The organism is Rahnella sp. ATs2, assembly GCF_051851855.1.
In the GTDB taxonomy this organism is placed as follows: Bacteria; Pseudomonadota; Gammaproteobacteria; order Enterobacterales; family Enterobacteriaceae; genus Rahnella; species Rahnella variigena.
This window is the reverse complement of the sequence record NZ_JBLYPL010000021.1, coordinates 1-12,927: the sequence shown is the minus strand read 5'-3', so window position 1 is coordinate 12,927 and position 12,927 is coordinate 1. Positions and strand designations below refer to the sequence as shown.

The 12,927-nt window shown below is 54.0% G+C and carries 13 protein-coding genes; 11 read left to right on the top strand and 2 right to left on the bottom strand.

Annotation, left to right across the window (positions count from 1 at the left end; genetic code table 11):
* Window positions 1–66: 66 nt before the first annotated feature.
* The 8 genes from hinT (at window position 67) to ACJY2G_RS20070 (ending at window position 6,448) form a co-directional block, all read left to right on the top strand.
* The gene (gene hinT, locus ACJY2G_RS20105) at window positions 67–420 is read left to right on the top strand and encodes a purine nucleoside phosphoramidase (protein WP_112291124.1); all 354 of its coding nucleotides are present in this window, start codon (window positions 67–69) and stop codon (window positions 418–420) included.
* 8 nt (window positions 421–428) lie between these two features.
* Window positions 429–797, top strand: a complete 369-nt coding sequence (locus ACJY2G_RS20100; RefSeq protein ID WP_112291123.1) for a YcfL family protein — start codon at window positions 429–431, stop codon at window positions 795–797.
* 21 nt (window positions 798–818) lie between these two features.
* Window positions 819–1,415 (top strand): penicillin-binding protein activator LpoB, encoded by a 597-nt coding sequence (lpoB, locus tag ACJY2G_RS20095; protein ID WP_120160634.1) that lies wholly within the window; start codon window positions 819–821, stop codon window positions 1,413–1,415.
* Entirely contained in the window at window positions 1,399–2,256 is an 858-nt protein-coding gene (locus ACJY2G_RS20090; protein ID WP_439292032.1) for a phosphotransferase, read from the top strand. The genes lpoB and ACJY2G_RS20090 overlap by 17 nt, the downstream gene beginning before the upstream one ends.
* Before the next feature lie 48 nt (window positions 2,257–2,304).
* Window positions 2,305–3,333: a beta-N-acetylhexosaminidase gene (gene nagZ / locus ACJY2G_RS20085; protein ID WP_430319116.1), complete on the top strand. Its 1,029-nt coding sequence runs from the start codon at window positions 2,305–2,307 to the stop codon at window positions 3,331–3,333.
* A 52-nt stretch (window positions 3,334–3,385) separates the two neighbouring features.
* Window positions 3,386–3,928: an alpha/beta hydrolase YcfP gene (gene ycfP, locus ACJY2G_RS20080; protein ID WP_112291118.1), complete on the top strand. Its 543-nt coding sequence runs from the start codon at window positions 3,386–3,388 to the stop codon at window positions 3,926–3,928.
* A gap of 324 nt (window positions 3,929–4,252) precedes the next feature.
* Window positions 4,253–5,557: an NAD(P)/FAD-dependent oxidoreductase gene (locus tag ACJY2G_RS20075; RefSeq protein ID WP_120160639.1), complete on the top strand. Its 1,305-nt coding sequence runs from the start codon at window positions 4,253–4,255 to the stop codon at window positions 5,555–5,557.
* 354 nt (window positions 5,558–5,911) lie between these two features.
* Window positions 5,912–6,448 (top strand): glycine zipper 2TM domain-containing protein, encoded by a 537-nt coding sequence (locus tag ACJY2G_RS20070; RefSeq protein ID WP_120160641.1) that lies wholly within the window; start codon window positions 5,912–5,914, stop codon window positions 6,446–6,448.
* A 71-nt stretch (window positions 6,449–6,519) separates the two neighbouring features.
* Here the strand turns inward: ACJY2G_RS20070 and ACJY2G_RS20065 are convergent, their stop codons facing one another.
* Entirely contained in the window at window positions 6,520–7,503 is a 984-nt protein-coding gene (locus ACJY2G_RS20065; RefSeq protein ID WP_430319070.1) for an XdhC family protein, read from the bottom strand.
* Entirely contained in the window at window positions 7,490–8,104 is a 615-nt protein-coding gene (locus ACJY2G_RS20060; RefSeq protein WP_439292031.1) for a nucleotidyltransferase family protein, read from the bottom strand. Before ACJY2G_RS20060 ends, ACJY2G_RS20065 begins: the two co-directional genes overlap by 14 nt.
* A 209-nt stretch (window positions 8,105–8,313) precedes the next feature.
* Between ACJY2G_RS20060 and ACJY2G_RS20055 the strand changes: the two genes are divergently transcribed.
* From ACJY2G_RS20055 to ACJY2G_RS20045, 3 genes are read left to right on the top strand one after another with little or no spacing between them, the layout of a single operon-like run.
* Window positions 8,314–11,103 carry a xanthine dehydrogenase family protein molybdopterin-binding subunit gene (locus tag ACJY2G_RS20055; protein WP_430319072.1) on the top strand — a complete coding sequence of 930 codons (2,790 nt, stop codon included), beginning with the start codon at window positions 8,314–8,316 and terminating at the stop codon, window positions 11,101–11,103.
* Window positions 11,100–11,648 carry a (2Fe-2S)-binding protein gene (locus ACJY2G_RS20050; RefSeq protein ID WP_112291108.1) on the top strand — a complete coding sequence of 183 codons (549 nt, stop codon included), beginning with the start codon at window positions 11,100–11,102 and terminating at the stop codon, window positions 11,646–11,648. The genes ACJY2G_RS20055 and ACJY2G_RS20050 overlap by 4 nt, the downstream gene beginning before the upstream one ends.
* Window positions 11,648–12,889 carry a c-type cytochrome gene (locus ACJY2G_RS20045; protein ID WP_430319073.1) on the top strand — a complete coding sequence of 414 codons (1,242 nt, stop codon included), beginning with the start codon at window positions 11,648–11,650 and terminating at the stop codon, window positions 12,887–12,889. Before ACJY2G_RS20050 ends, ACJY2G_RS20045 begins: the two co-directional genes overlap by 1 nt.
* Window positions 12,890–12,927 lie beyond the last annotated feature (38 nt).

The window sequence follows — 12,927 nt, the reverse complement described above, 5'->3', positions numbered from 1 at the left end:
TGAAAGGAATGGAAATTCTAACCCATACTGCGTACAACGCTTTTTACTTTGTTAAGGACAGTTAAGATGGCCGAAGAGACAATTTTCAGCAAAATTATTCGCCGTGAAATTCCCGCCGACGTGGTTTACCAGGACGAACTGGTGACTGCATTCCGCGATATATCTCCTCAGGCGCCAAGCCATATTCTGATCATCCCGAATACCCTGATCCCGACAATGAATGACGTTGATACCACGCATGAAGCCGCGCTGGGCCGGATGATGACGGTTGCGGCTAAAATTGCTGAACAGGAAGGGATTGCCGAAAGCGGTTACCGCCTGATCGTCAACTGCAACCGCGACGCGGGTCAGGAGGTTTATCATATCCATATGCATCTGGTCGGTGGCCGTGCATTGGGTCCATTGCTGTCACGTCAGTAAGGGTAAACATGCGTTTCCTGATGGCATTATTGCCGGTAATTTTGTTGACAGCCTGCAGCAGCAAGCCAGGCATTGCGCTCAATAATCAGCAAAGAGTGGTCATGGAGTCCCCCGTTCTGACGGCGGGTATTATCCCGAGTTCGCCATCCGTGTCTGATTCCGGTGGGCAGAAAAAAGCCACCAGTACACTGGATAATAACCAGCCACATCCTGTCACCCTGCATTACCGTTTCTATTGGTATGATAAGCAGGGACTGGATTTATTACCGATTGCCGAATCCCGGACCGTCACCGTGCCAGCCAACAGCAGCGTTGACATCAGTTCACTTAATGGCAATCTCGATGCGTACAGTGTGCGCATGTACCTTTATCTCTAAATTCCCGTACGGAGAAGGTTGATGAAAAAGTATTTTCTCATTGTGGCAATGGCCGCTTTGATCCTTGGTGGTTGTACTTTGCCAAACCAGCAACAAACCCAGCAGCCAGAACAACCACAGCAACCGCAACAGCCACTGCCGCCGGTCAATCCGCCAGTGCCAGAGCAGCCACCGGTTCAGCCGGTTCCACAGCCGCCAAAATTCGCGAATATTGACTGGACGGCGACCGTTCAGCCGATGCTGGCAAAAATGCTGAAATCCGATGGTGTGCAGTCCGGCAGCGTGTTGCTGGTGGATAGCGTTAAAAACAGCACTAACGGCTCACTGCAAATGGCCAAGGCGACGGATGCCCTGCGTAATGCACTGGCGAACAACACCACTTTCCAGGTGGTTCCGGCAGATCAGGTGTCTTCGGCCAAACAGTCACTGGGATTATCGCCGGATGACAGCCTGGCGTCGGTCAGCAAAGCCATCGGTCTGGCAAACATCGTGAAGGCCCAGTACGTGCTTTACAGCACCGTAAGCGGTGATGTAAAAGCGCCGACCATGTCGATGCGTCTGATTACCGCACCAAGTGGCGAAATCGTCTGGTCAGGCCGTGGTGCAGTCCAGAACTAACGCTGAGCTTCTGCAATCAGAACTACGGCAACTGATCGAAAAACATTATCCGGCGGTGAAAACCGCCGGATTTCGTTTATTACCGGTCGCCGGACTGACGGGAGAAAGCTGGAAAATTTGTTCGCCTGCCGGTGATTTACTGGCGCGGCATCAGTCTTTTGATAAGCGGATTGCGGGCGCTGACCGGCGACGAGAATCTGCGATTTTGCGGCATGTCGCGCGGCAAAGAACAGGCCCGTGTGTCAGACTTTATTCACCGCCGTGGATGATTGTTGACTGGATAGAGGGCACGTCGCCGACTGAACAGACCTTCGCGATGCCCGTCACACAGCAAGCACTGAGCCGGATGCTGGTCAGGCTGCACCAGTTACCGCCTTCAGGCTACCGGCTGGATTTGCAGCATCAGTTTGCACGTTACTGGCAACATATCGACCGGCGCAGACTCACGCCACGCTGGCTGCGTTTACATCGCAAGATGATGTCGCAGACACAGCCCGCGCCGCTGAAACTGGCGCTGGTGCATATGGATATCCACGCAGGAAATGTATTGCATACGCCAGACGGTCTGCGGTTGATTGACTGGGAATACGCGGCGGATGCGGATGTTGCCCTGGAGCTGGCCGCGATTGTTCGCGGCAATGGCTGGAACACGCAGCAGCAACATGTTTTTCTGCGTGAGTACATCAACGCGGGCGGCTATCAGGATATTTCTCTTTTGCAACAGCAGGTTAACCGCTGGATCCCCTGGGTCGATTACCTGATGCTGATGTGGTTTGAAGTGCGCTGGCAGCAGACCGGCGAGCATAAATACCGTGAATGGGCGCAACCGTTGCGGCCGTGATAATCGTCTGAAAAATAAAAAGGAGCGTCCATTTTGTTGGGACCTGTAATGCTGGATGTCGTTGGCTTTGAGCTGGATGCCGAGGAACGTGAAATTTTGCAGCATCCGCTGGTCGGCGGACTGATTTTATTCACCCGAAATTATCATGACGTTGATCAGTTGCATGAACTGATCCGCCAGATCCGCGACGCGTCCCACGACCGGCTGGTGCTGGCGGTGGATCAGGAAGGCGGACGCGTGCAGCGTTTCCGTGAAGGCTTCACCCGTCTGCCTGCCGCGCAATCTTTTGCGGCCCTGAATGCGCCGCATGAAGCGAAGCGCCTGGCACAGGAGGGCGGCTGGCTGATGGCGTCAGAAATGATTGCTATGGATATCGATATCAGTTTTGCGCCAGTTCTGGATATCGGTCATATCAGCGCGGCCATTGGCGAGCGTTCGTTCCACGCCGAACCGCAGAAAGCGCTGGATATGGCAGAGCAGTTTATTCTCGGCATGCATGCCGCGGGGATGAAAACCACCGGTAAGCATTTCCCGGGACATGGCGCGGTCAGTGCGGATTCTCATAAAGAAACGCCGCGTGACGATCGCCCGCTGGAGGTCATCCGCGGGCACGACATGGCAATCTTCCGCCAGCTTAATGAACGTAAATTGCTGGATGCCGTCATGCCAGCCCACGTGATTTATACCCAGGCTGATCCGCGCCCGGCCAGCGGTTCACCTTACTGGCTGCAGGAAATTTTGCGCAAAGAACTGAATTTCAACGGTGTGATTTTCTCCGATGATATTTCGATGGAAGGTGCCGCGATTATGGGCAGCTATCCGGAACGTGCTCAGGCTTCTCTGGATGCCGGTTGCGATATGATCCTGGCCTGTAATAACCGTCAGGGCGCAGTGAGCGTGCTGGATAACCTGTCTCCGGTCAAAGCTGAACGTGTTGCGCAGTTGTATCATCGCGGACTGTACAGTGGAAAACAGGCCCGTCAGGACCTGCAAAATTCAAGTCGCTGGAAAGACGCAAACCGTGAACTGACCGCGCTCGACGCCCGCTGGCAGGAACATAAAGAAACTGCCCGGTAACGTTTTTCAGACCGCGTGAGGGTTTCAACGCACATTCAGGATGAGGTAAACGATGATTATCTATTTGCATGGCTTCGATTCAACCAGTCCCGGTAACCACGAGAAAGTGTTGCAGCTACAGTTTATTGATCCCGACGTCCGTTTCATCAGCTACAGCACGCTGCATCCGCGCCACGACATGCAACATTTGCTGAAAGAAGTCGATAAAGTGCTGCATGAAACCACTGACAAAAATCCGCTGATTTGCGGTGTCGGGCTCGGCGGGTTCTGGGCTGAACGTATCGGTTTCCTGTGCGGTATCCGCCAGGTGATGTTCAATCCGAACTTATCGCCGCAGGATAATATGACAGGGAAAATCGACCGTCCCGAAGAATACGAAGACATCGCTACGAAATGCATCAGTGATTTTCGCGAGAAGAACCGCGACCGTTGTCTGGTGATTTTATCCCGCGAAGACGGTGTGCTCGACAGCAAGCAAACTGCTGAGAAACTTCATCACTATTACCCGGTTGAATGGGATGAACATCAGAGCCATAAGTTCAAGGACATCTCGACCCATCTTCAGCGGATCAAAGCGTTCAAAAACATCGCCTGATTTAACATTTCATTTCTGCAATATTTAAAAACCACTGCCCCAAAGCAGTGGTTTTTTTATTTGGTTCATTCCGCGCGATGAAATCATTTTTCCGCCTGTTTTTCCTCTAACCTGCTGATTTAAATCCGTCAAAATACGTGCCATTTCCCTAAGTCAAATTAGCCAAATGAAATTAAATTGACCTATATCAATTTTGGTATGACCAAATCACCACGCGTGATATCCTCCGTCTCAGATACCGATTTAACTTAAGCAACCCTATGTAATATAAGGATAATATTTTTACTCTTATATAACAATTGGTTCACATTTGAGGGGGTCATTTTGACATCACCAATGAAGAAAATTGTGATTATCGGCGGTGGCGCCGGCGGTCTGGAACTGGCAACCAGCCTGGGCCATAAACTTGGCCGCAAGAAAAAAGCGGAGATCATTCTGGTCGATCGCAACCACAGCCATTTGTGGAAACCCCTGTTGCACGAAGTGGCGACCGGCAGCCTGGATGACGGCGTGGATGCGCTGAGTTATCTGGCTCATGCCCGCAATCACGGCTTTACCTTCCAGATTGGCTCACTGACTGATATCGATCGCGAAAATCAGACCATCAAACTGGCTGAAATCTGCGACGAGAACGGTGAAATACTGGTGCCGGTGCGCGATATTGCGTACGACACTCTGGTGATGGCGCTGGGCAGTACCTCTAACGACTTCGGTACGCCGGGCGTGAAAGACAACTGCATCTTCCTGGATAACCCGCATCAGGCGCACCGTTTCCATAACGAAATGCTGAACCTGTTCCTCAAGTTCTCTGCCAGTTCCGATAAGCAGAAGAAAGTGAACATCGCGATTGTCGGTGGCGGTGCGACCGGCGTTGAGCTGTCTGCTGAGCTGCACAATGCGGTTAAACAGCTGCACAGCTACGGTTTTGAAGGTCTGGACAGCGAAGCGCTGAACGTCACGCTGGTGGAAGCGGGTGAACGTATTCTGCCGGCGTTGCCACCGCGTATTTCTGCGGCTGCACACAATGAGCTGACCAAATTGGGCGTGCGCGTTCTGACGCAAACCATGGTTACCAGCGCGGATAAAAACGGCCTGAACACTAAGTCCGGCGAATTCATTGATGCCGATCTGATGGTCTGGGCGGCGGGGATTAAAGCCCCTGATTTCATGAAAGAGATCGCCGGTCTGGAAACCAACCGTATTAACCAGCTGGTGGTGGAACCGACGTTGCAAACCACGCGCGATCCGAACATCTATGCGATTGGTGACTGCGCGTCCTGTCCGCAGCCATCCGGCGGTTTTGTACCCCCGCGTGCTCAGTCAGCGCATCAGATGGCCTCCCGCTGCTTTGCCAACATCATGGCGCAGCGCAAAGGGCAGAGCCTGAAACCTTACGTTTATAAAGACCACGGTTCACTGGTTTCCCTTTCACGCTTCAGTACTGTCGGCAGTCTGATGGGTAACCTGATGCGCGGTTCTATGATGGTCGAAGGGCGTCTGGCGCGACTGGTGTATATTTCGCTGTATCGTATGCATCAGATTGCACTGCACGGTTACATCAAAACCGGTCTGATGATGCTGGTCGGTGGCATTAACCGCGTGATTCGCCCGCGTCTTAAACTGCACTGATTCCGTTCAGCGACGTTTTTTTGAACGTCAGCTGAATCGTTTCGTACCTAAAAGCCTGTTTATTACAGGCTTTTTTATTTCTGATGCAATATTTAATACGTTACAGATACCCACACAGCACAAGATCACGTCACTATTACTTTGTCAGCTAAGAATCCTCCGAAACGCCCCTCAGGCAGGCCATTTTCCTCACTTACAGATTTCGTCTTATTGTTTGCTTACGTTTTGGTATGCACTATTGACAGTAAGTTTACAGACGGCGTTTCACGCACGCCGGACCTCAGATGTGTTGTTTTCCGCTGAGGAGCGTCCTAAGAGGGCGAATTGCGTGGTAACATTTTCGGAGGAAGTCCTGTGAACAAGTCAATGTTAGCTGGGGTCGGAATTGGTGTGGCTGCGGCGTTGGGCATTGCTGGCGTTGCGAGCATGAACGTCTTTTCGTCTGGCCCGCAATATGCGCAGGTTGTCAGCGCGACGCCAATCAAAGAGACCACGAAAACTCCGCGTCAGGAATGCCGTAACGTCACTGTCACTCATCGCCGCCCTGTGCAGGATGAGCATCAGATCACCGGTTCCGTACTGGGTGCGGTGGCGGGAGGGGTTCTGGGTCACCAGTTTGGTGGTGGACGCGGACGTGACGTGGCGACGGTAGCCGGAGCGCTGGGTGGCGGTTATGCAGGTAACCGCGTACAAAGCAGCATGCAGGATAACGATACTTACACGACTCAGCAGCAGCGCTGTAAAACCGTGTATGACAAAGAAGATAAAACCCTCGGTTATGATGTGACCTATAAAATAGGCGATCAGCAAGGGAAAGTTCGTATGGACCACGATCCGGGCACACAAATCCCGCTGGATAAAAGCGGTCAGTTGCAGCTTACCCGTTCGTAATCAACCGGTTAGTCTGTACAAAAAAGCCTGAGGCTCAAACCTCAGGCTTTTTTATGCAATCAACGGTGCATTCAGTCCGTCGTGCTGAACTGCTTTACTCCATTTTTATGTTTAACGATATCGGCCATGACGGCCAGCGCGATTTCGGCGGGAGTTTTGCTGCCAATTGGCAAGCCTACCGGCGCGTGCAGACGGGAAAAATCATCTGCTGTGAAATCAGCGATGGTTTGCAGACGCTCACGGCGACGTGCGCTGTTGCGCTGCGATCCCATCGCACCGATATAAAATGCCGGGGTATTCACCGCTTCCATCAGGGTCAGATCATCCATTCTCGGGTCATGGGTCAGCGCAACAATGGCGGTATTCGCATGACAGCTTTTTTGCTCGAGATATTTAGCAGGAAACTGTTTTTCCAGACGAATATCTGCTTTCAGCGACGGCAGAAAGTTTTCCAGCACGTCCTCGCGACACTCACATACCACCACTTCAAATCCCAGCGCGCAGGCAAAATCCGCGCAGTAAAGCGCGACACTCGACAATCCGGCAATCAGCAGACGCGGCGGGGCGGCCAGATGCAGGGTGATGCAATCATCATTGCGCATCACCTGAGTCGCATTATGATAATTCGTCAGTTCCAGATGATCGCAGGCTGCGGGCAGGGTAAGTGACTTGGTCAGGGCGTAATGTCCCGCCAGCGCCATGCCCATTCTTTGCAGATAATCCACATTACCTTGCGATGACGGCAAATACTCGATCAGCACATCCAGCGAACCACCGCACGGCAGGGCAATATTTGGCGTCAGACCGCCTTCTCCGTAGCGCACAATCTGGCTGGCTTGTTGATATTCACCCGCAGCAATGCGTTGCAGGAAATCCTCTTCGACACAGCCACCGGAAAGCGAACCGCAAAAATGCCCCCCGGCTGTTGCCACCATCAATGCACCGGGCGCTCGCGGGGAAGAACCGTAAGTGTTCAGCACCGTACAAAGCCAGACCGGCTGGTGCGCCAGCCATTCCATCGCCTGAGAAATAACCTGATTATCAAGATGCTGCATGCGGTTGTCCGTTCTGAGAAAGCGAGGATTCGGGGAGTTGCTCCGGCAGATCGATATCTGCGATCACTGCCGGATTGTTAAAATTCAGTCGTAAAACTTCGCGTCCGCGCAAAAGATCCCGCGCGCCATGATCGCCGCGCAACTGCAAAAGTCCCTCACGCATCGGCCGGGAAAAACCGACCGGATGGCCCGGCTCATTTTGCCAGTAAGGCCGTACCACCTGCGCCTGTTGCAGGTTTGCGGCAACGGCGATGAAAACGTCTGCGGGAACAAAGGGCATATCTGCCAGATGAATCAGCCAGCCGTCCCATTCCGGCGTATCGCGTACGCCGGCAGCAATGGATTCACCGGTTCCGGCACTGCTGACGAGGGTAAAAGGCACGGCTTTACGTGCGCAACTGGCCTGAACCTGCACATTTTCCGGACGGGTGACCACATGGACTGATAAACCGCTGCCGGTTAACTGATTCAGCGTGGTTTCAAATACCGTGACAGGATTTTCTGCTGTTTGACTCAGAACGGCATTGAGCTTGTTTCCCTCGCCACCGGCGGCAGAAAATCGCTTTCCTGACCCTGCTGCGAGCAAAATAATTCCGGCCATTTCGCTTCTATCCCTTCTGGTTATTGTTTGCGCAACAGAAACGAATTATCGCACTTTTTTGCGCTCATTTGTGAACAAGATATTAAAAATGTGTTTCTCATCATAGCTTATAAGGTTTTGCGTACCTATAATCGCCCGCGAAAAACAGGATTTTCAGAATATTAGAAAGTGCTGAACAATAAAAAGACATAAAAGAATCAAAGGAATTTATGAGCAATTTCAATCCGTCCAGGCGGCGCTTTGTGAAAGGCGCGGTGATCGCTGGCGTCTCCGTTTATCTCGCGCCGTTGCACAGTCGGGCTTATGCCGCACTGTTCGAAGAAAAAATTCTGCAATCACCCCAGTGGGATGCACAAAACAAACGCGTCCGTTTCCGTATCGATGGCAAAGCGAAAGTCATGGGGCAGAAAGTTTTTGCCCGCGATATCCGAGCCAAAGACATGCCGCACTGGCCGCAGAAACAGGCGCATGCCTTTATCCTGCGGGTAACTGAAGCCGATAAAATTTACACCGGTCTGGATCTCTCACTGCTTGGCGACGAACTTCAGCCCGATCAGCTGGTAACGGCCGACGTGCTGGCGCGCGACGGGCTGGCTTTCCCGGCCTTTTACGGTGAAGACATGCTGCTGCCGGAAGGCAAAACACCTGCCTATCTGGGACAAGCCGTGGCGATCCTGGTTTATCAGGATTTTGCCAAATTCCGTTTCGCCAAAAATGCATTGAAATTCAAAGAGGGCGTGGTGCGCTACGGCGAGAAAACCGGGCCGCTGGAACGCGACCCGTGGGGCACGTTCCGCTTCGTGCGCGTCGGGGGAGAAAATGCCTATGAAGACGATAAATTCTCCAGCCTGAAAGATATGCCGGTCTTCCCGGTCGGGATGCGCAAACACCTGCCGGTCTGGCCGGAAGGCCGCGAGGGCGGCAAGCTGGACGAGCAGGGCATGTTCTACGCGGGTGAAATGGCTGATGAACTGAAATCGCCGCCGCAGGACTGGCTGGTGATGTCGCGCCGTTTTACCACGCAATCCGTTGATACTTCCGCGCTTGAGCCGGATAACGCCAACGGCTGGTACGATGCTGCGACACAAACGCTGCATATGGTGGTGCCAACGCAGTCGCCGCAGGAAGTGGCGGATGAGATGCCGCGCATGATGGCGAAATCACATCGCACGGTGAAAACGCTGATTATGCACCCGTGCTACACCGTGGGTTACGGCTCGAAAGATCACTACAACTTCCCGTATTACGGTGCCGTCGCGGCGATGTACGGTGACGGCACGCCGGTGCGTCTGGCTAACGACCGCTTTGAACAGTTCCAGTCAGCGCTCAAACGTCATGCGTTTGATATGAATTACGACATTGCTGTGAACCGTGAAACCGGCATGTTGCAGTCATTCCATGCGGCAATGACCGCAGACGGCGGCGGGCGCAGCAACTTCACGCCGTCGGTGGTGATGGTTGGCGCAACAGCGGCACAGTCGATTTACTACTTCCCGAAAAGTGATTTATCTGCGGTCGGTCTGGCCTCGCGCGCGCTTGATGCCGGTTCAGCACGCGGCTACGGTACGCTGCAAAGTATGGCCGCCACTGAAATGATGATGGATGAACTGGCTGCTGAACTGAAGCTGGATCCGATTGCGTTTCGTATGCGCAACGTTCTGAAATCAGGCATGAAAAATACTCAGGGCGCCATTCCGGCGGGCGCAATTCGTGCCGATGAAGTGCTGGAAAAAGCCGCTGTTCATCCGTTATGGACAGAGCGTAAAAAGCGTAAAGCCGAATACGAAATTCAGAATCCGGGTAAACGTTATGGCGTCGGTTTTGGTTGCGTGCAGAAAGATTTCGGCACCGGCGCGGAAACCTCTTTTGCCCGCGTGGAACTCAGTGAAAAAGGCGAAATCAGCCTGTGGCACAGTGGCGCGGAAATGGGCACGGGGATGTCGACATCGCAGTCCGTTCTGTGCGCTGAATGGCTGGGGAAACCGGCTGAACAGGCGCATTTCTCGGTGACAGACTGGTCGGTACTGCCGGTGGAAACCAGCGGCGATCCGTACATTATGTCGCAGGAAGAGCAGGACAAACTGCAAACTAATCCGCGCTGGTCGCCTTCTTACTGCTCGCCATCCAGCGCCAGTAACTCGGCCTATTACTTCTCTCACAGCACCCGCGAAGCAGCGCGCCTGATCTTCGACAACGGCATCTGGCCGGCGGCGATGGCTATCTGGCAAACCGGCATTGGTGGCGGACAGGCTGCCCCTTATGTCGTGCGCAAAGAAGATGCCCGCTGGGTGGAAGGCGGTCTGACCGCTAACGGAATGCAAATTCTCAGCCTCGAAATGCTGGCGAAAAAAGTGTACGAAATGAAAGGCATGACCGGCGCAGCCGTTCACGTATTCAACCGCTGGCAATGGGCAGAAGCCGATTTTACCCTCAATAATGTGCGTCAGCGCATTCCGGTGGATGGCATGTCAGTACGTCACGGTGCGGATCAATTCCAGACCCTGGCGCGTGACGCGGTGTATTACCCGCCAACTCAGCGTAACAACGCTTCTGTGACCTACTACAGCGCGGTCGGTACGCTGGCCGAAATCGCAGTCGACATTGCCACCGGCAAGGTCGAACTCCTGACGCATCATTCCATTATGGAGTGCGGCAATCTGATCGTACCTGAGCTGGTTTCCGGTCAGCTACAGGGCGGGCTGGCGATGGGTATCGGTCACGCATTACACGAATATTTACCGCTGTACGAAGACGGGCCGGGCAACGGAACGTGGAACTTCAACCGTTACCATTTGCCGCGTGCCAGTGATGTGGCGGTCTGGAAACAGACCAGCGATATCCTGCCTGCGCTGTCGGAAACCGATCCGCCGAAAGGCATGGCTGAAGTGGTGATGATCCCGGTCGTCGCTGCGCTGGTGAACGCCATTGCCGAAGCCACCGGCCACCGTTTCCGTGATTTGCCTGTTCGTGCTGAAAATATTCGAGAGGTTTTACAATGAGCATTAAAACTCAGCCAATGACGCTGACCATCAACAATCAACAATACGGCCCGCTGGAGGTTCCTGAAGGCCTGATGATGATTGATTTCCTGCACGAATATGTGGCGCTGACCGGTTGCCGTCTGGGCTGCGGTCAGGGGATTTGTCACGCCTGCGTGGCGATCGTCGACCATGAAAGCGGCACCAGCGAAGAAGTGCGGACCTGCATCACCGGCGCACATTTCTTCAACGGAAAAAAAGTGCGTACCGTCGAAGGGCACGCGAAAACCGATGACAAAGGCGAAGTCCACCTTTCTCCGGTTCAGCAGGCGTTTCTGGAACATTACAGTTTCCAGTGCGGTTACTGCACGCCGGGTTTTGTGAATGCGGCAACGCTGCTGCTTGAGCGTCTGGAAAAACACCCGATCCCGCTGGCTGATCTCGAAGCGGCGATTAACGGCGCGCTGGAAAATCACATCTGCCGCTGTACCGGCTACGTGCGGTATTACGAAGCGGTACGCGATGTAGTGATGAAAACCCCAGGCCTGATCCGGGAGCATGCGTGATGAAAAAACGTCTTTTCCTCGCGCTGCTGGTGGTGATCATTATCGTGATCGCCGTGCTCTGGTGGCGGGAAAACCGCACGCTGGATGCGCCGGTGCAGAAAGTCACTGCGGATACGGCGCAGATTGAACGCGGTCGTTATCTGGTTCAGGCGTCTGACTGCGCGGCATGTCATACCGCTTCCGGCGGTGCGCCGCTGGCGGGTGGCTATCCGCTGGAAACGCCGTTTGGCAAAATCTTTGGCAGCAATCTGACGCCTTCTGCGGACGACGGCATTGGCCGCTGGACGTCGGACGATTTCTATCTGGCGCTGACCAAAGGCGTGGCGCCGGGCGGACGTCATCTGTATCCGGCGATGCCTTACACCTCGTACAAAGGTGTCACCCGCAAAGATTCAGACGATATGTATGCGTTTCTGATGACGCGTCCGGCGGTGGATCAGCCGGTGCCGGAAAACGAAATGCCATTCCCGTTCAACCAGCGTATGGCGATGATCGGCTGGAACCTGTTATTCCGTACCAGCGATCCGATGCCTGCCAGTTCTCAGGGGAATTCTGCCGACTGGCAGCGCGGTCAATACCTGACGGATGTGCTCGGTCACTGCGGCGAATGTCATACACCACGCGGCAAACTGGGGCAGATGGATACCGACAGTAACCTGAAAGGCGGCACGCTCGGACGCATTACTGCACCAGCGATCACCCCGGAGGCGCTGGCGCAACGTGGCTGGAACCCGGCAGATCTGAGCCGTTTCCTCGCGACTGGCATTGCGCCTCAGGGATCTGCCTTTGACGAGATGCATAAGGTTGTCGACCTCAGCACCCGTCATCTGACCGACGCCGATCACCGTGCGATCGTCACGTACCTGCTGGGCGACAAACCGCCGGCGGCGGTGCCGGTCAGTACCGGACAGGGCGGTAATGACGCCGGACGTATCACTTATCTGGATCAGTGTTCGGGTTGCCATATGGCCGATGGTTCCGGCAAACCGCACGTCGCGGTGGCGATGCAAAACAACGCCACCTTGCGCCAGCCGGATGGTCGTAACCTGATCGTTTCCGTGCTTGATGGTTTACCAGCGCAGGATTTCCCGAACGGTGAAAGCATGCAGTCGATGCCTGGTTTTGCGGATCGGCTGAACGATGCGCAAATTGCTGAGATGGTGAATTATCTGCGCGTGACCTTCGGCGGCCTGCCGGGGGATATTACGGCGGACCAGGTGAAAGCGTTGCGCAAACACTGATTAATCAGCCTGATGAGCCTGTAAAAAAGCCCGGTGAA